This is a genomic window from Vibrio sp. SCSIO 43132 (genome assembly GCF_019904195.1).
Lineage (GTDB): Bacteria > Pseudomonadota > Gammaproteobacteria > Enterobacterales > Vibrionaceae > Vibrio > Vibrio nigripulchritudo.
Genome location: NZ_CP063199.1, coordinates 2,644,984 through 2,662,374 on the forward strand (window position 1 = coordinate 2,644,984; position 17,391 = coordinate 2,662,374).

A 17,391-nucleotide genomic window follows, 5' to 3' on the forward strand; every position below is an offset into this window, starting at 1 on the left:
CGTTAACTCTTTTCAAACGAGCACTTACCGCTCACCGAGTACTTCAAACTCATCGTAAACTAAGCGAGCATTGCCATCGCTTTGGATTTTCCAATGCTCGCGATGAACCAGCCCATATGCCTTATTCATCTGCCATTTGGAAGTCAGAACGTAACCATCCTCCCCCTCCGGGTGCCACTTTACGTCTGAATACTCTACCTGAGAAAACCCTTGTTGAATCAGGTTCGTCCAAAACGCTTCTATCTCTTGGATTCCTTTGAAAGTACCAAATGGTTTTGCAACCATTTCTGTTCCGTCTGCATACTGAGCGGCACAGCCTTTCGCATTACCATTATTAAACGCCTGCTGCCAAGCTGCGATACCTGCTTTGCACGCTTCAAGTACATTTTGAGACATATCTTTGTTCCATTATTCGAATGAGTGAATAACAAGAAATTTACCGATATGATTAGTAAAGAAAAACAAACTAACAAGAAATCACTGTTTAATTAAATGGAACAATTATGGATAGATTTCGTCAAATGACCCTTTTCAAGACTATCGTCGAATCCGGATCAATAACCAAAGCGGCGGAAAGGCTTGATTTATCTAAATCTGTTCTAAGTCAGCACCTCAAACAACTTGAGTCCGAACTCAAAACAATTCTATTGAAGCGAACCACTAGAAAACAATCACTCACTCAGGCAGGAGAAAGTTTCTATCAACACTGTTGCGAAATGGATGCCATCGCCAACCTAGCTTGGGAAGAGGTACAGAAACAGCAAACCGAACCGAGTGGGAAAATAACGATTACGGCACCTCATGCCTTAATGGATAGCATTGTGATCCCTGCTCTATCAAACGCGTTCAGTCGCTATCCAGCTGTATCGCTCAACTTGATAGGTAGCGATGAACAACTCGATTTGATGACCCATAACATCGATTTGGCAATACGTGTTGGGCAGTCTCGGGACAGTAGTTATCGACAAAAGAAGATTGGGGAAATTCGTGACGTGCTTTGCAAAGGACTAGTCAAAAACGTTTCCCTAAAAAATGTCCCTTACGTGGCAAATCACTGGCAGGGTAAGAACATATCACACGTACTAACCAGTGACTCTGATGGTGAGAAAATCAAATTGGCATTCATAGCATCACATCATACAAATAACCTACATCAGACTGCTTCTTTAATTGCGAGTGGAATGGGAGTTGGTCTGGTTCCAGACGTAATAGTGAAAAGCCGCACAGATTTAATTCCGGTCATGGAAGGCTATACATTGAGATCCAGCCCGGTGTTCGCACTGCATCCTTTTCAAACCTCTGTACCCTTATCTGTATCCATGGCAATTGATGCTGTTACCGCACAGTTGAACCACACCCATTGATGCAAACCCATTGCTACACTCAAGTATAATTTTGTAATAAATGGTTAATTTTATAAACAATTGAGCTAATCCGTAAGGACGGATTCATATTGCGTATGTAGAATGTGCGCCTTTCTTCTAACCAGTTTCAGCATTCTGAATTGATTGCCTTTCTTGTTTAACTGGTTTGATTGAACGGCAACGAAATACTATGCAAACTTACCGCAGGTTCGCTTTTTCATAGGCGTCCTGCGATTATGATTGAAGTATCTTTTTTTGCCCGCATAACTTGCGGGCTTTTTTTATGATGATCGTTTCTAACCTAGAGGATACCTTGAGCACATTCTTACAGCTATTCAGAAAACTCTCGAGTATCGCTGCCATTGCAATAGCATTTGCCTATGTTTACGGAAAAATACCCGAGGAGCAGGAAATGCTCGCTTTGAATGCTTTTATCGTACTGGCTGTGATTGCTTACAAACGCAAACGCGTTGTTTCTTCATAATCACCTAGCAGTAGTGACTTTTTTGCTACTGCTTCCCATTTTCCTCAATTCCCCTGCTGAAATTCGCATTTCAGAGACCTTAAGAACAAGTTCACTTTCCATTCATTTTGACATGTTTATACTCGATGGAAGTTAATGCTTTTAAGGTAAGTCTATGTTTCGACATCCTATCGCTGTCTTTACCGCAACCTTTCTCGCTGCTGGGATAGGTTATGTGTATGCTTTTCAAGATGTCTCTCCTCAATCTGTCGTAATTGATGTGCCCCACGAGGGAACTCGTATTGAAATCGATGAAGATCAAGACGATGTCTATGAGGCCGTTCAGGAAGGACGAATTCAGCCTTTTTCTGCACTCTACAAAGCAGTAGCAGAGCAGCTTAATGGTCGCGTAATTCGCGTAGAACTTGATGAAGATGACGACCAATGGATTTATGAGCTAAGGTTGGTTCATGACGAAAATGTCATCAAAGTAGAATACGATGCGAGCACGCTTGAATTGATGCAAATTAAAGGCAGAAACCTAAATCAAGTTATTAAGAAACACGCACAATAAGAAGAGCTCATGAAAGTATTAGTTGTGGAAGACGAGCCTCGCTTGGGCGAGCAAATCATTGAAACTTTAGAACAGGCTGGATGGGTTCCTGAACTTTCGGTAGAAGGCATTGATGCTCTTTATCGCGCCACTTCTGAAGAATGGGACATGATCGTTCTGGATCTTGGCTTACCCAAACTTGACGGTTTGACCGTTTTAAAAGGCATTCGCGATGAGAACATTAATACTCCCGTGATTATTCTGAGTGCCCGAGATACGCTTTCCCAACGTGTGGAAGGGTTAAACGCTGGTGCAGACGACTACCTCACTAAACCTTTCGAGATGGTTGAACTCATTGCCCGAATTCGCGCTCAATTGCGTCGAGCCTCCGGTAACGCCTCCCCTGTTATGCAGGTCGGCGACCTTAGCTTAGATACGAGAACATCGAAGGTTCTGTGGCAAGGGCAAGTCGTCAGCCTGACCGCCCTTGAATACAAAGTCGTCGCGTATTTCATGCACAATGCCGACAAGGTCATCTCTCGCACTGAGCTCGTTGAGCATATCTACAAACAAGATTTTGATCGAGATTCAAACACCATCGAAGTCTTTATCGGACGTATTCGCAAAAAAATCGCTCCTGACGTCATCAAGACTGTTCGAGGTCTTGGATATCAATTGAATGCTAATTAAACCTTCCTTTATTCGCAGCCTAAGCCTGAGAAACCGCCTGTTATCCGCTGCGGTAATCTGGCTAGGGCTGATGATATTCGCCGCCGGTCTTTTGATCCCAAACTTAATCAAAGATTACCTTAAAGAAGACATTCGCCAACAATTGAGTTTGTCTTTGGATGAGCTCACCGCAAACATTGATGTGGATGTTCACGGCAGAATGGTGATGCCATTTCGATTGTCTGACCCAAGGTTCAATCGCCCCTACAGTGGGTTGTATTGGATGGCGGCGACTGAGAATCAAGTCATGCGCTCACGCTCTCTTTGGGATCAGCTTATTACATTTAAGCGCTTTAAAGGAGCGAGAGGCGCCAACGGCGAAAAGCTTATTTATATTCAGAGAAATATATATCTTCCCGATTTTTCTTCTCCAATCACTATTACCGTTGGGTTAGACGAACAGCCACTTGAAGACACGTTACATGCTTTGATGGGTCAGGTTTGGTTGGTACTTACAATGCTGTTTGTTGGTATTCTGGTGTTAATTGGACTTCAGGTTTCGTGGTCGCTCAGACCTCTTGGGAAAATGCAGAAAGAGCTCCATAAGCTCCGCTCTGGTGAGCAAAGCGCTCTTGAAAACCATTACCCTAAGGAAATTCAACCTCTCACCTCAGATCTGAACGCCCTGCTCTTCCATTATCAAGAGCTATTACAGCGAGCGAGAAACCACGCAGGAAACCTTTCCCATGCGCTGAAAACCCCAATTTCCGTTCTTAAAAATGAAGCGGCATTGCTTGATCCGGAAACACGAGCCAAGCTGGAACCGTCGGTACAAAATCTGCAGCAACAAATCGATTACCACTTAGGTCGGGCTCGCATGGCAGGTTCAATGCACATTCTCGCGGTTAGCTGTCAACCAAGCGAACAAGTTGATGCCATATCTATCGCGTTTGATAAAGTGTTTGCAGACAGAGATATCTTACTTATCAATGAACTTGAGGCTGACCTAAAAGTCGCGGTTGAATCGACAGACATGGACGAAATGCTCGGCAATCTGCTAGAAAATGGCTACAAGTGGGCAAACTCCCAAATCCGAGTCTATAGCGAAACCGTCTCTGACAAACAAGTCGCTTTGGTAGTTGAAGATGATGGTCCCGGTATTCCTAACGAAATGAAAGAGCACGTTTTAAAGCGTGGAGTAAGGCTGGATGAAGAAACACCGGGTTCAGGTCTTGGTCTTAATATTGTGAAAGAAATGGCGCACAGCTACCGAGGGGAACTTGTTCTTGAAGATAGCTCTTCAGGTGGTACCAAAGCCAAGCTGATTATTAATCTATGTAATAGCCAGGGTAAACGTTAGTTCATAGGCACGCGTCACCCAAACAGTTTACAACGAGCAGATTTGGTACGTAACAATAAGTATGATCTGAAAGCCCTTGGATATAGGATATATCCAAGGGCTTTTTACTTTAACGGGTTATGAGGCTGGCGGTATTAAATTGCATGGTTGTAGGCTGAATGACCAGAGCATAACCGTCTGAGTAATAATCCTGCTGGTCATTGAGAATACTTGGATCAGCGACTTTTAATGGCGTAGATTCCCACTGCTGGCTGGTTGCGATAGCATCACCAAGCCGATCTCGCTCTTCATCAACATTGGGATCAACTTTATGAAGTACGGTTACGATGCCTTTGTAGTGAGATACTTTTAGACCTGCGTCATAGCTGATCGCTCCTACCCAAACCGGTTGTCCTGCCTGTGATGAATGCCCTGCATACCACCAACGTACATGACTTCGATTGAGCAAGTCTCCTTTTTGTTGGTACGCAAACCATTGAGGTTCATTATTCCAATACAAATCGGATATGGGAGGTGTTTGATTCTTCAACAAATCAACATATTCTGTTAGGCGGAATTTGTCTCGGCTGAATGTTTGATTCTCAATCCAACCAAGCTCTTTCATGAGATCATTTGGGGATTCGCCAACATAAATTAAGTTCACTGCCTGAGAACTGTAGACTTTAGAAAGCCCAGGAAATGCCTGAAAATTCTTACCCAACCAGTTTTTTTGATCGTATGTCGATACCTGAGCAGACTTCGCTGGCAAGTTTTGAATGAAGAAATGATGATAGTTAATCGACAACATGCCTATCATGCCAACGAAAGCCATACGAATTGCGGTTTTCTTCAATCCTGCGTTTTTAAGCCAATATATCCCAAGCACACCGAAAATGAATAAGAACCCAAGTAATACCTTATGTTCAGCCACAAATACTTTAGCATCGTTCAGCCAGTTGAATGTCTCTAGCCCTGCTGCAATCAGATAGCCCCAGGCAACAAATTGACCAACGCCAAGTAAGATGCCAATTGAATCGTAGACAGCGAACTTTCTCCACTTGTAACCGTGGCTGCCTGCGATAAAAGGGACGACCCAAGATATTGGTCCTAGTAAACGGGCAAAAGTGATAACCCACACTCCCCTCTTTCTCATCAGAATCCGGGCACGGGCGAACACCCTCCGTAATTTAGGGAATTTTCTGATAAGCTTTTTCTGAATGGGATTACCCCAATACCTTCCCAACCCAAAGCTAAGATGATCGCCGACGATAGCGCCTGCAATTACAGCTATAACCCCTAATGTAGTGCCCTGCTGTAACAAATAGCCAGCGGCGAGAAGAAAGGGCTCACCCATGACAATTAAATTTGGTCCGATCAGCGCATCCAAGAATGCGCCACCGAACAGTATTAAAATATCCATTAGCTAGTGTAATGTCCGAAATTGTATTCCATTTCCTGATTTCGCATCTCTCCGAAGAAGAAACGGCGAAGATTCGCTTTCAGATACAGCGCCCCTGTCGAAACAAAACCATCTTGATCCAGTCGGCGGGGATCGAATTCGAATGTCATTGGTAAGAATCGAAAACGCCAGGTCTGGCTAGCGCGTTTTACGTAGTCACAGTCTTCGCATAAGGTGATCTCCTCGTCGAAGCCTTTCAGATCGTCGTGAGCGCGCTTGGTGGAGAAAATGCAAGCGCCGACTGCGGTTGGAAAGAAAAACTGTGTGGTAAATAATCCAGCATTAAATAATGCGTATCCTGCTTTGTGTGCCACAGGTAAACCTTTGGAGCCCATGTAGACACCTGCGACTTCAAGCTTGGTCTCTTCCAGTTTCTCCATCGCATTTTGCAGGAATGAAGGTCTCAGGCGAACATCGGCATCTAAAAACAACAAGCGATTGTGAGTTGCCAGCGATGCTCCGGTATTTCGTCCCAAACTGACGCCACGCTCCCCCATATTGTGGGTCTTCAGAGCCGGCAAAGAGTCTTTGAATGCCTCGGCGATTTCCAAAGTCGCATCGTCACTGTTTGAGTCAACGACCACCACTTCAAAATTGCGATAAGTTTGTGCACTTAAATCTTTAAGTAAGTTTGAAATTCGTTTTTCTTCATTCAATGTAATGACAATAACGCTGATTGGTTTCATAAGATTTCCCTCTGTCTTTTAGATTGCAGAGTGAAATTAACAAGGCTGTCATTAACTATTTGTGATAGTAAAGTTCACATTCGGTTCATTGTTCTGTAAACGTGAATTCAATGATTCTCTGAAGTGCTTTGTTTATGAATGAATTATCTTGCTCAAGAATGGGGAGAATGTTAGTATCCGCGCTCGCTGTTCGTTGTCATTGCTTTGACAACTGAGCAAAGCATCATCAACTAGGTCGCTATGTTGATGGTGAAGTTTTAATTTTACTATTTGAGAGTAAATAATATGAAATTCGAAGCAGTAGTACGTACTGAACAAGGTAAGGGTGCGAGCCGCCGCCTACGTCACGCTGGTCAATTCCCAGCAATCGTTTACGGTGGTGAAGCAGCACCTGTTTCTATCGCTCTAAACCACGACGATATTATCAACCAAATGGACAAGCCTGAGTTCTACGAGACAATCACTCTAGTGATTGACGGTACAGAAGTTAAGGTTAAGCCGCAGGACGTACAACGTCACGCGTTCAAGCCAAAAGTTGAGCACATGGACTTCATCCGCATCTAATTCCTTACCAGGGAATTAATCGGATAGATCCTACCTTTTGCATATATAAGACTCTCGGACTTACCAACCGAAAGCTCTAAAAATTAGAAACCCCAGTTGCTACCAACAACTGGGGTTTCACCTTTTTATAGGTTTATCTTATTTTGTCGGGCAAGCAACTTCTTCCCAGAACCAGTTAGTTTGAGTGGGTGTTTCCCAAACGCCTGGGTCATTTTTCGCAACAAAACATTTGCCGTTGTGAGTCACTTTCGCGCCAGCACCGACATCTGTTTTACCTGCTTCCCAAACGATGAAGCCGTTTGGATCTGGGTTTGGACCCGGGCCAGGACCTGGATCAGGTGTAGGAACCGGATCTAATTTATCTACAACTCTCACCTCAGGCCAAGTTTGATGAGACAGGTAGAAGTTAGTCACACACTTCTCGTAATCACCTGGAACCAATGCAGAGTAAGCCGTTTGGTAGCCTACTAGCTTACACTCGTAAGATACGCCTTCTGGGCGATCAGCGTGGTAAGAGAAATCCGCTTCCCAGTTAGTGTAAAGTACATCAGTTGCACCATTCAGGTTCAAACTGCCGTAAGGTGTTTGCTGCCAACAAGTATTTTTCTCGTCCGCTTCAACAGGGATGTTGTAGTGAGCCGCAAGCCCTTCCCAGTATTTGATTCGGTTAACTGGCTGACCTTTGTTTTTGTTCTGTTCGCCACACTCAATACCGCCATTGATGATGTTGATTGTGGTACCGAATCCATAGCCAATCCCTGCGTCAATTTCGCGTTGAGAAGGCTTCCAAGTGCGGTCAATAACATGCAGCATTGCTGGCTTAGGTGCTTGTGGTGTTAGGTAGAACCAAATTGCAGATGCCAGGTTTAGCCAGGTATCTGCAACTAATGCTGGGTTGTTCAAAAGTACGGTAGCGTCGCCGTCGTACATCACTTCAGAGAATGGACCATAGTTGAAGTGGTAAGACAATTGTTTAGCACCACGACCGAAGTACCCCTGGTTAGGCGCACAAGGCCAGCGACGGTTTTGCCAGTCGTTCTGACCACAACCTGTCGTGTAACCAGGTTGACCTTCAGACCAACCCATTTCACGTACGTGAACCAGAGCTTGTTGCCACTCTTCAAGAGCTAGCGGGTTATCCCAAATATTGTCTTTTGCGATATGTCCGCCCGTTTCCTGAGCGAAGTGCGCAAAGGCTGTGATAATGGATTTTTTACAGATCGCATCTGCATCACGACCATCAGTGTAATCGCCACAGAACGCTGGGAACTTACCGATTGCACGCAAGAATTTGGTGTAGCTGTATTCTGGTGCCGCCATTTGAGTGAGGAAATCCCACTCAGCTCTTGGGAAAACTTTTTCCACACGTTTAACGTTGGCAGGGTTGCTTGCTAACCCTTCGTCAATGGCTTCAACCACAGTATTTGGTCGAGTTTCCAATGCCTTTGCCCAGATTGCGTACATAGGATCCGCTGTTTTAGCTTGCTCCGCAGCCTGCAAATCCGCTCTGGACACAATGTACCCGTTTGGATTCTGAGGATCTGGTTGTACATTCATAGCAAACGCACTGGTTGCCATTGTGCAGCCAATTAACGTTGATATAAGTGTTCTCTTCAACATTTCATCAATTCCTTGTTCTTGTAAATCAGATGCTTAAATCTCGCATCTGTAAAAACATCTGTTCTCGCTCCAACCAGCAAGAAACAGAATCAAGTGACAAGATCACCAGAACAACCTGCAACCCAGCAGATAAAACTGTTCTGAGAAATCCAATCGCAGAAACTATAGTTAATGCAACTAGTATTACTGTGCTAAGAAGAACAATTTTCTACAGGTAAATGTTATTTATGAAGTATTTGCGAGTGACTGCTAGAAAACGTATGTTCCTAGCAACTAGGATTGCTTTTTTTCTGGATTAAAATCGGTAGAGAAGTGCTTATTTGAGGGCTTATCGTACTGTAAAAAGTGGTGTGAGGTCAGCTATATAAAGGGAAAGGCTGTTTAAAATAGATCTTGTTGTGGGCTACTTTCTTCTGCTTCTGACTGAAGTTCTTCCTTCCTCTGCTTTAACATTTTCCGGCGATAACGTTGTCGGCATAGTTTAATAACATGAAGTTGCTGAGCTGGGGTCATGGTTAACCATTCAAAGCGCTCTTGACGGTTGCGCATGCACCCGTTGCAATATCCACGTTCATCTGTGGTACACACCCGCACACAAGGACTGGGCACGGAAAAAAATTCGAGCTGTTCCATTCTCCCTCCTATTAGATGTGTTAAATCGGTTATAGATTAAGCATAACACTTTACTAACAATACAGCATACTTAGCCAAAAATGACTATTTCTGACTGCTTAACCAGATTGAGAATATGAACCTATTCGCCTGTTCTATTAATGCTGATTATCTCATTCGTTTTATTCAGATTTTATGACTTCGTACTGACAAGTTAGCTCACTTGTTGTTTATACTGCATCGGTTAAACAAACATTTCTTGGAGCTTAGAATGAAAAAGCAACTCGCTCTTATCGCTTTACCTGTTCTTTTGGCAGCTTGTACCAGCAATGGAGATGCAACAGTGGTTACCAATGAAGATTTACAACATCATCACTGGATTCTGGCTCAGGTCGATGGAAAGGAATACGTGAAACCTGAACACGGCAAACACCCAAGCATTGAAGTGGGTGAAAACATGACGGTAAATGGCTTTGCTGGCTGTAACGGTTACTTTGGTCAGGGCGAATTAAAAGACGGGAAGTTCCGTGTTGTAGATATGGGAATGACCATGATGATGTGCCCAGACGATATGATGAATACAGAGCAGGTGATCTCTAGCACACTGAATGACTGGAGTGACATTACGCTAACCAAAGACACACTTGTTTTAGAAGGTAATGATCACCAGGTGACCTTCAAACTTCGTGACTGGGTAAACTGATTCCTTATTAATATCGAAGACCCCAGTACAATTAAAGCCCCGACTCAAAAAGTCGGGGCTTTTAAATTACACGTAGTATTCAAATATTATTGCCATTGTGCGCGCAGTGTTTTGGCTGCAGATACCATGTTCTTTAGGGAGGCTTCGGTTTCTGCCCAGTTTCGGGTTTTCAGCCCGCAGTCTGGGTTCACCCACAAACGTTTAGCTGGGATCTTAGCGGCAGCTTTCTCTAGCAAGCTGACAATCCACTCTTCCGATGGAATGTTTGGCGAGTGAATGTCGTAAACACCCGGGCCAATTTCATTCGGGTAGTTGAATTCTTCAAACGCTTTCAGTAACTCCATATTCGAACGAGATGTTTCGATGGTGATCACGTCGGCATCCAACGCTGCGACAGATTCGATGATTTCATTAAACTCGCTATAACACATGTGAGTGTGAATCTGAGTTTCTGGTTTCGCACTCGCCGCTGAGATTTTAAACGCATCAACCGCCCAGTTTAAGTACTCTTCATGATCGCGTTTCTTAAGAGGCAGACCTTCACGAATCGCTGGCTCATCGATTTGAATGATGTTGATACCTGCGTCTTGAAGATCACTCACTTCATCACGAAGCGCAAATGCCAACTGTTGTGCAATTTCTTTACGAGTGATGTCTTCACGTGGGAAGGTCCAGCAAAGAATGGTCACTGGACCCGTAAGCATGCCTTTCATCTGCCTTGAAGTCAGAGACTGCGCATACGTTGACCAACCTACTGTCATAGGTTCTTCGCGCTCAATATCGGCAACCACAACGGCAGGTTTCACACATCGAGAACCGTAGCTCTGAACCCAGCCAAATTTGGTCGTTTGGAAACCAGACAAGTGCTCTGCAAAGTATTCAACCATGTCATTACGCTCTGCTTCACCGTGAACCAACACGTCCAAATCCAGCGCTTCCTGACGCTCTACCGCATCTTGGATATGACCTTTCAGTGCTACGTTATAATCCGATTCCGATAGCTTACCAGTGCGGAAGGCACTACGAATTGTACGAATTTCGCTGGTTTGCGGGAAAGAGCCAATGGTTGTTGTTGGTAACAAAGGTAAGCCCAATACTTCATCTTGGTGGTGAGCCCGCTCTTCGTACGGCGCACTACGCTCTGCAAGCGAAGCTGTAATTGAGTTCACTCGCGCTTTGACCGCAGGCTTGTTCACATGTGTCGCTGTTTTACGCGCCACAATAGGTTTACTGTACTCTTCGCACTCTGAAATCGCTTCTTTGTCGCCATTTAGCGCTGCACCCAGAAGGCTGACTTCATCCAGCTTTTGTTTTGCAAAAGCAAACCAGCTCTTCACTTCTTCTGAAAGCTCAGTTTCTAGTTCCAAATCAATAGGACTATGAAGCAGTGAACAGGACGAACCAATCCAGAGGTTTTCACCCAGCTTCTCTTTCACTGGTTTCAGTTTCTCTAGCCATGCATTTACATCAGCACGCCAGACATTGCGACCATTGACGACACCCGCCGACAAAACCCAACCTTCAGGCAGTTTGTTCACAACCGTTTCCAACTGTTCTGGAGCCGCAGAAAGATCCACGTGAAGACCATTAACAGGCAGTTCAGTGACATAGTCTAAGTGTTCGTCTACCGAGTCGAAGTAGGTTGTCAGAAGCAGTTTTACATCGCTTTGAATAACCTGATAAGCCAGTTTGAAGGAGTCCAACCAAGCTTTGTCCAGCTCCAGCCCGAGAATAGGTTCGTCTATCTGCACCCATTCGACACCTAGTTTAGACAGCTTCGCCAAAATTGCCTGATAAGCGGTAAGTAGACGTGGGAGAAGAGTAAGACGGTCGAACCCTTCTTCCACTTCTTTACCCAGGTATAGGTAACTTACAGGACCAAGAAGCACTGGTTTCACATCGTGACCCGCTTGAAGCGCTTCGTTCACTTCTTCGAAGAGCTGAGGCCAACTCAATTCAAACGAATCGCTACTGCTGAATTCAGGCACAATATAGTGGTAGTTTGTGTTGAACCACTTTGTCATGTCTGATGCCGCTGCACCACATCCACAACTCGACTGAGACTGACCACGACCTACACGGAATAACGTATCCAGATCAGGAAAGCCTTTGTTGTGACGTTCAGGCACATGACCCAATAGCAAGCTGGTGGTTAGCACATGATCATACCAAGCGAAATCGCCAGCCGTTACATAGCTTAGCCCACTGTTTGACTGATCGTTCCAATGACGTTGTCTTAGTTCGCTACCGACTTCTTTCAGTTCTTCCTGAGAAATCTCACCTCGCCAGTACTTTTCCTGTGCAAATTTTAGTTCTCGTTTTTTACCAACACGTGGGTAGCCGAGGATATGAGTCTTTGTAATAGCCATAGTTGTTATTCCTTATACATAAACTTTAAGAAGTCTGGATGGCTAAAATATCTCTCGAAACACTTAGTTGAGCAAATTCCATTTATTCAACTTGTTTATTATTTTTTTTCATGTTTGAATCAGATTTAGACGTCTAGACGTTTACATAACTCAGAAAAACTCGTATTTTTATGAGTAAATGTCATAGCGAACATGGATTGGTGAGAAAAGCTCATGATAGAACTCAAACATTTAAGAACATTAACGTCGTTGCGAGATACAGGCTCTTTGACCGCAACTGCGACCGCGCTTCACCTGACTCAATCGGCTTTATCACATCAGATTAAAGATCTGGAATCTCGCATTGGTGGTCAGCTTTTCTTACGCAAAACCCGTCCGGTGAAATTCACTTCAGAAGGCGAGATTCTGTTGAAAGTGGCAGACGAAATATTGCCAAGGCTGGCAATGGCGGAAAGTGAACTGGCAAGCTTAAAAGAAGATGTGAATGGAAGATTGCACATGGCAATCGAGTGCCATTCGTGCTTCCAATGGCTGATGCCAGCACTAAAAGAATACCAACTGGCATGGCCAAGCGTGACTTTAGATTTTTCGTCCGGCTTCGGTTTTGAACCTTTACCTGCTCTGCTGAGTGGCGAACTTGATTTGGTCATCACCTCAGACATTCAACCTAAGTCTGAAGTCCATTACGAACCTCTGTTTGATTTTGAGATGAGATTAGTCACATCGACAACCCACCCCTTAGCCGAGCTAGAAAGTATTGAACCTCACCATTTAGAGGATCAAACCATCATCACTTATCCGGTACAAAAGCAAAGGCTGGATATTGTTAAGCACTTCCTGCAACCCGCTGGTGTGGAACCCGCCAAATGGAAGCAGTGCGACAACACGTTAATGCTGGTGCAAATGGTCTCTGCCGGGCTGGGCGTTGCGGCATTGCCCAACTGGGCGGTGATTGAATTCTCTCGTCAGGGGTTGATTACCAGTAAACCTCTTTCGAATGGGCTTTGGCGTCGGCTGTTTGCGGCAACCCGCAGCAATGAAAGCAAAAAAAGATACCTACAAGCTTTCTTCAACACCGCACGTCAACAATGCAGAAGCCATCTTGAGGGAATTAAGCTGGCGTAAACAAAGGGATTTAAACCCTATTTACCTTTCGTAAGACTTAAACTGATTGGTAAGAGGATCGTATTGGTAACCCTCTACATCCAGCTTGCCAATCAAACTTTCTACGTCCATTTCGTAAGTTGTGACTAACTCTTCAAATGAGTCGCACTCCAAGCGGAGCTTTTCGTTCACAATACCCAGCAAAATGATGCTGTCTAAATTGGTAATGTTACTTAAGTCCATGGCACTTTCTCCATTTCGCTTTCCCGTAATTAAGATTAGCGCTTAGTGAGAAATGTGCCATTAGGAGCGGATTGTAATTGACAGGAAACTGTCTTAAATCAAAGACTGGAATCCATATTGTGACGCAATCAAACAGCAGATAGTGACGCCCAACTGAACCTTAGTCGGAGACTGGGCAAAGATGATATGCCAGCACCACACCAGTATCGCAGTTATCAGCATGGCAAAGCCCGCTAAAATATGAGTCGTAAAATGCTCTATAGCTTCAGGTGATAACTGATAAGCCTGCAGCAGAGACACTAAGGCAAACAGCATTCCACTTGTTACGCCAACTACAGGTAAAATGCGATGGAAAGCCTGCAACCTTGAACGAGAAACCACTAGCAGAAGTTGTGCAAAAGCTGCTCCAAGTAAAATACCGGAGATTGCAACGCTAACGCCTCCCCACACGGTGAAGCTTTTCATGATGAGATGTACAAGAGCTCCCAAACCTGCGATTCCAGCAACATTCAGCACCAGAAATGACCCTGTATTACGCGTTTTACCCGTCTGAACTTTTGAATAGAAGGCAACCAGTAATCCAGCGGTAACCAGACCTAACAGGCTTAACGTCGAGGTGGCGATCCATAAGGCGATAAAAGCAGGAAGAAGCTTATGTAAACGCCCTCTTTGGCCGGGGCATATATCCCCTTTCTGCAAAACAAGGGTGATAACAAGTTGTGCTCCAAGAGTCATTGGGAGCAGTTGAGCAAGAAGGTAATCCAACATTTCTTTCAGTGATTCTGTTCTATTTTTGTGGCACGGATAATAGCAGATTCAAATCGCTAGATCGCCGTTTTCTAACAGGGAATACTTTTCAAGTATTCAGAACTAAGTTATTTAGCCAAGAACTTAAGAACTTTGGCTTTAGAAACCACACCCAGGCATTCCCCTTTATCTCCGGCGATTACCCATGGAAGCGGCACACCTTTATTGACCAGACCGGGAACATCTTTTAGCAACGTGGCATGGCTCAGAACGGTAAATTGCGTCTTCATAACCTGACTTAGCTTGCGTTTCAGAATTTGGGAATCTCGTTGAGTTTCCAGCTTAGTACCGAATGTTGGGGTCATATGCAGGTTGTACACCTCTCGGTCAACAACTCCGACACAGTGCTGGCTGTCTGTCACAACCAGAACATCCAAATCGGTTCTCATGAAAATCTCGTGGACTTCCTTCATCGCTGTACTGGGTTCCAGAAACGGTGACATCTGTTCATGCAGACTGAGTATCCCCGCCCCTTGCTTGGGTAATGTGTAAGCCCTTAGCTCATTTCTCTTATTCAAATAGTGACGTGCACGTTCAATCTCAGCAATCGGGACAGGTTTAGAGAAGTAATATCCCTGAATGTAATCGACCCCTAAACCGGTTAGCACTTCGATTTCCTGAATTGTCTCAACGCCCTCTGCAATCACAGTTACCCCAAGTGTATGAGACAAATCCACCAGCATCTTCACAATAAAATATTTGTGGCTACCGATTTCAATATTAAAAATAAACTCTCGGTCAATTTTCAGGTAATCAAAGTGTCCATTACTCAAGTAAGTAAACGAAGAATATCCCGTACCAAAGTCATCAATCGCAACCTGTACCCCTTTCTGGCGTAACGCTTTTAATGCTTCAATCTGGCTGTCTTCGCTATCGAAATAGGCGCTCTCAGTCAGCTCTATCGTCACCAGTTTGGGATTCACACCTGATTCTTCAACCATATTCAGCGCATTCGTTAAAACCTGCTGAGCACTCATTCTGGTGTTCAGAGAACGATTGATGGTGATACCAACATGCTTACCAAAATGCTGATGGATTTTACTTAAATATTTTAATGACTTAGATCCTATGATCTTGTCTAACGCAGCCACCAGATTCAGATCTTCGGCAATATTGATCATTTCCTGTGGTGTGTAGCGAAGCCCTTCGGAGCTGGGAAAACGGCACAAAGCTTCAAACTTCACGACCTGCCAAGTCTCGGTGGAAACAATTGGCTGAAAGTGAACGTCGATGTTTTCGTCTTTAATGAAGTTGGTCAGAATTTCTTCCAGCTTCTTACGCCTGACCGTTTCTTCATGCATGGTGCGATCAAAGAAACTGATATTGTTGCCTTTCTTGCTGGAGTGCTGCTCCAACATGGCTTGTGTTGCGTGGGTGACCAGCATTTTGGGATTTGACGTATCGTAGCCCAATACTGATACCCCTACTTTGCCTCTGGCGACAAGCTGGAACAGATGTTCATTACCGAACTGGCGAATAGCCGCCATAAAGCGGCGAATTTCTGTGTGAATGGCTCGAACTCGATTACCTGAATTCGGGCACTTAAGTGCGCAGACAAAAAGATTGTCGCCCTTGTATCCGCAAAGGTAGTGGTCATCGACCTGTGCAACAGCATTAGAAAAGGCAACACGTTGATCGAGGGTGGATGCTTCATCAAAGTCCGGAGCGACAGCTAATACAATAATGGTGTGAGAAGAAGAGTAATGACGAACCAGACTTGCAAGTTTTATCCCAAACTCGTTCTCGTTGGGCAACTGAGTAAGTAACTCTATCCCGCCGTATTCCGTATCTGCAATCCGGTACAAATGATTAGACAGGTCCACGGTGAAGCCGACAAAATAAGTCTTCCCGTTAGCCATTTCAATTTTTTGAATGGTCAGGTCTTGCGGCTCGGTGTCTCCGTTCGCTCGCTTAGAAAGTATGGTGCCACTCCAGTGCCCTTCCCGATGAACCTGTCGCCAGATTTCCTCAAAAAATGTATCACTGTGTTTACCTGCATTAAACAGATTCGTCTTTCTGCCTAGCAGTTCACTCAGTTCGTATCCGGAGCGATCGATAAAATAAGGGTTGCAAGCCAGAATTCGGGTATCGCTGTCGGTGATAACAATGCCATGATGTCGATTTTCAAAAACAGCCTGAAAAATCTGCCCCATTTCATACATCGAAGAAAGATAAAACAGGGGTCGAATATGACCGTAAAGTTCGTCTCCTTTCGCGTGACTGACTTCGATCTCGCAATAAATGATGAAACCTTTAGAAGGAGTGAGCACGCTGAAAAGAGAACGTTTGGAGTTGCATTCGTGAGTGGACTGAAGTGCGTTTACTAATTTTTTCCTGTCCTTAGCCGACATGATATCCAACAGACCAGAAATGGTTCTCACGTTTAGCCTGGAGTTGATCATTTCGACCAAATAAGTGTCGATAAACTGAAATTCATCGCTCTTTGCATTCCACCGCCACTGAGCGGGTTTATACCCCGGTTTACCTTCCTCTTCACCGTAAGAGATGCTCATGGCTTTCAACATTGAAATCAGCGATGTATCCATTTGACGCAACTCCTTACATTGCAACTACACGAATCATAAATACATTCAAGCAAACCGTATGAATATGTCGCGTGACTGGATCAGCATTTGTTTGAAAAAGCAGGTTTTAACCCAAAAAAAGTCCCGAGGTGTGAAGCTGGTCGCTTTTCCCTAGAGCGCACCAATTCGACGAAATTTTGAAAGGAATCTTTTCTCTCTCAAACTTGAAACAACTTCAATCTCTCCTAGCCTTATCTTTAGAACTAAAAATAAGTAGTTAACGCCTCTGAACCGTAATTCAATCAAAATAG

At 44.4% G+C, this 17,391-nt stretch carries 17 protein-coding genes; 8 read left to right on the forward strand and 9 right to left on the reverse strand.

What is annotated here, in order from left to right; genetic code table 11:
- Positions 1-24 precede the first annotated feature (24 nt).
- A complete protein-coding gene (locus tag INR79_RS11775; protein ID WP_022602114.1) occupies positions 25-396 on the reverse strand; it encodes a YybH family protein in 372 nt (123 codons plus the stop codon).
- Positions 397-503: 107 nt separating this feature from the next.
- Here INR79_RS11775 and INR79_RS11780 point away from each other — a divergent pair, with 107 nt between their 5' ends.
- From INR79_RS11780 to INR79_RS11800, 5 genes are all read left to right on the forward strand, one after another.
- Entirely contained in the window at positions 504-1,364 is an 861-nt protein-coding gene (locus INR79_RS11780) for a LysR family transcriptional regulator (RefSeq protein ID WP_223094365.1), read from the forward strand.
- A gap of 283 nt (positions 1,365-1,647) precedes the next feature.
- Positions 1,648-1,848 (forward strand): hypothetical protein, encoded by a 201-nt coding sequence (locus tag INR79_RS11785; RefSeq protein ID WP_223094367.1) that lies wholly within the window; start codon positions 1,648-1,650, stop codon positions 1,846-1,848.
- A gap of 154 nt (positions 1,849-2,002) precedes the next feature.
- Positions 2,003-2,401, forward strand: coding sequence for a PepSY domain-containing protein (locus INR79_RS11790; RefSeq protein ID WP_022551091.1), 399 nt, complete (start codon positions 2,003-2,005; stop codon positions 2,399-2,401).
- Between the two features lie 9 nt (positions 2,402-2,410).
- The gene (locus tag INR79_RS11795) at positions 2,411-3,070 is read left to right on the forward strand and encodes a response regulator transcription factor (RefSeq protein WP_022551092.1); all 660 of its coding nucleotides are present in this window, start codon (positions 2,411-2,413) and stop codon (positions 3,068-3,070) included.
- Positions 3,060-4,409 (forward strand): ATP-binding protein, encoded by a 1,350-nt coding sequence (locus tag INR79_RS11800; protein ID WP_022611051.1) that lies wholly within the window; start codon positions 3,060-3,062, stop codon positions 4,407-4,409. The genes INR79_RS11795 and INR79_RS11800 overlap by 11 nt, the downstream gene beginning before the upstream one ends.
- A 109-nt stretch (positions 4,410-4,518) precedes the next feature.
- Here INR79_RS11800 and INR79_RS11805 read toward each other — a convergent pair whose 3' ends face one another.
- Both INR79_RS11805 and INR79_RS11810 read right to left on the reverse strand, forming a co-directional pair.
- Positions 4,519-5,808, reverse strand: a complete 1,290-nt coding sequence (locus tag INR79_RS11805) for an LssY C-terminal domain-containing protein (RefSeq protein WP_223094369.1) — start codon at positions 5,806-5,808, stop codon at positions 4,519-4,521.
- Positions 5,808-6,533, reverse strand: a complete 726-nt coding sequence (locus INR79_RS11810) for a glycosyltransferase family 2 protein (RefSeq protein WP_223094371.1) — start codon at positions 6,531-6,533, stop codon at positions 5,808-5,810. The genes INR79_RS11805 and INR79_RS11810 overlap by 1 nt, the downstream gene beginning before the upstream one ends.
- A gap of 285 nt (positions 6,534-6,818) precedes the next feature.
- Between INR79_RS11810 and rplY the strand changes: the two genes are divergently transcribed.
- On the forward strand, positions 6,819-7,097 hold the full coding sequence (gene rplY / locus INR79_RS11815; protein WP_223094373.1) for a 50S ribosomal protein L25: 279 nt from the start codon (positions 6,819-6,821) through the stop codon (positions 7,095-7,097).
- A 138-nt stretch (positions 7,098-7,235) separates the two neighbouring features.
- Here the strand turns inward: rplY and INR79_RS11820 are convergent, their stop codons facing one another.
- Together INR79_RS11820 and INR79_RS11825 are read right to left on the reverse strand one after the other, a co-directional pair.
- Complete coding sequence (locus tag INR79_RS11820; protein ID WP_223094375.1) at positions 7,236-8,717, reverse strand: chitinase; 1,482 nt, start codon at positions 8,715-8,717, stop codon at positions 7,236-7,238.
- A gap of 381 nt (positions 8,718-9,098) precedes the next feature.
- On the reverse strand, positions 9,099-9,350 hold the full coding sequence (locus INR79_RS11825; protein WP_038123771.1) for a DUF1289 domain-containing protein: 252 nt from the start codon (positions 9,348-9,350) through the stop codon (positions 9,099-9,101).
- A 238-nt stretch (positions 9,351-9,588) separates the two neighbouring features.
- Between INR79_RS11825 and INR79_RS11830 the strand changes: the two genes are divergently transcribed.
- The gene (locus INR79_RS11830) at positions 9,589-10,032 is read left to right on the forward strand and encodes an META domain-containing protein (protein WP_022551096.1); all 444 of its coding nucleotides are present in this window, start codon (positions 9,589-9,591) and stop codon (positions 10,030-10,032) included.
- A gap of 86 nt (positions 10,033-10,118) precedes the next feature.
- Here INR79_RS11830 and metE read toward each other — a convergent pair whose 3' ends face one another.
- The gene (gene metE / locus INR79_RS11835) at positions 10,119-12,401 is read right to left on the reverse strand and encodes a 5-methyltetrahydropteroyltriglutamate--homocysteine S-methyltransferase (protein WP_223094377.1); all 2,283 of its coding nucleotides are present in this window, start codon (positions 12,399-12,401) and stop codon (positions 10,119-10,121) included.
- Between the two features lie 213 nt (positions 12,402-12,614).
- Between metE and INR79_RS11840 the strand changes: the two genes are divergently transcribed.
- The gene (locus INR79_RS11840) at positions 12,615-13,526 is read left to right on the forward strand and encodes a LysR substrate-binding domain-containing protein (RefSeq protein ID WP_004402345.1); all 912 of its coding nucleotides are present in this window, start codon (positions 12,615-12,617) and stop codon (positions 13,524-13,526) included.
- Between the two features lie 21 nt (positions 13,527-13,547).
- On the opposite strand, the gene INR79_RS11845 is transcribed toward INR79_RS11840, so the two are convergent.
- From INR79_RS11845 to INR79_RS11855, 3 genes are all read right to left on the reverse strand, one after another.
- On the reverse strand, positions 13,548-13,748 hold the full coding sequence (locus INR79_RS11845; protein ID WP_004402346.1) for a DUF4250 domain-containing protein: 201 nt from the start codon (positions 13,746-13,748) through the stop codon (positions 13,548-13,550).
- Positions 13,749-13,841: 93 nt separating this feature from the next.
- Positions 13,842-14,516, reverse strand: coding sequence for a hypothetical protein (locus tag INR79_RS11850; protein ID WP_004402347.1), 675 nt, complete (start codon positions 14,514-14,516; stop codon positions 13,842-13,844).
- Positions 14,517-14,623: 107 nt separating this feature from the next.
- Positions 14,624-17,101 carry an EAL domain-containing protein gene (locus INR79_RS11855; RefSeq protein ID WP_223094379.1) on the reverse strand — a complete coding sequence of 826 codons (2,478 nt, stop codon included), beginning with the start codon at positions 17,099-17,101 and terminating at the stop codon, positions 14,624-14,626.
- Positions 17,102-17,391 lie beyond the last annotated feature (290 nt).

What these genes read in the sequence shown, in the direction of transcription:
- INR79_RS11805 (WP_223094369.1), bottom strand. Translation starts at nt 5,808, where the DNA reads ATGGATATTTTAATACTGTTCGGTGGCGCATTCTTGGATGCGCTGATC.
- INR79_RS11855 (WP_223094379.1), bottom strand. Translation starts at nt 17,101, where the DNA reads ATGGATACATCGCTGATTTCAATGTTGAAAGCCATGAGCATCTCTTAC.
- INR79_RS11820 (WP_223094375.1), bottom strand. Translation starts at nt 8,717, where the DNA reads ATGTTGAAGAGAACACTTATATCAACGTTAATTGGCTGCACAATGGCA.
- INR79_RS11825 (WP_038123771.1), bottom strand. Translation starts at nt 9,350, where the DNA reads ATGGAACAGCTCGAATTTTTTTCCGTGCCCAGTCCTTGTGTGCGGGTG.
- INR79_RS11790 (WP_022551091.1), top strand. Translation starts at nt 2,003, where the DNA reads ATGTTTCGACATCCTATCGCTGTCTTTACCGCAACCTTTCTCGCTGCT.
- INR79_RS11810 (WP_223094371.1), bottom strand. Translation starts at nt 6,533, where the DNA reads ATGAAACCAATCAGCGTTATTGTCATTACATTGAATGAAGAAAAACGA.
- INR79_RS11850 (WP_004402347.1), bottom strand. Translation starts at nt 14,516, where the DNA reads ATGTTGGATTACCTTCTTGCTCAACTGCTCCCAATGACTCTTGGAGCA.
- INR79_RS11780 (WP_223094365.1), top strand. Translation starts at nt 504, where the DNA reads ATGGATAGATTTCGTCAAATGACCCTTTTCAAGACTATCGTCGAATCC.
- metE (WP_223094377.1), bottom strand. Translation starts at nt 12,401, where the DNA reads ATGGCTATTACAAAGACTCATATCCTCGGCTACCCACGTGTTGGTAAA.
- INR79_RS11840 (WP_004402345.1), top strand. Translation starts at nt 12,615, where the DNA reads ATGATAGAACTCAAACATTTAAGAACATTAACGTCGTTGCGAGATACA.
- INR79_RS11800 (WP_022611051.1), top strand. Translation starts at nt 3,060, where the DNA reads ATGCTAATTAAACCTTCCTTTATTCGCAGCCTAAGCCTGAGAAACCGC.
- INR79_RS11775 (WP_022602114.1), bottom strand. Translation starts at nt 396, where the DNA reads ATGTCTCAAAATGTACTTGAAGCGTGCAAAGCAGGTATCGCAGCTTGG.
- INR79_RS11795 (WP_022551092.1), top strand. Translation starts at nt 2,411, where the DNA reads ATGAAAGTATTAGTTGTGGAAGACGAGCCTCGCTTGGGCGAGCAAATC.
- INR79_RS11785 (WP_223094367.1), top strand. Translation starts at nt 1,648, where the DNA reads ATGATGATCGTTTCTAACCTAGAGGATACCTTGAGCACATTCTTACAG.
- rplY (WP_223094373.1), top strand. Translation starts at nt 6,819, where the DNA reads ATGAAATTCGAAGCAGTAGTACGTACTGAACAAGGTAAGGGTGCGAGC.
- INR79_RS11845 (WP_004402346.1), bottom strand. Translation starts at nt 13,748, where the DNA reads ATGGACTTAAGTAACATTACCAATTTAGACAGCATCATTTTGCTGGGT.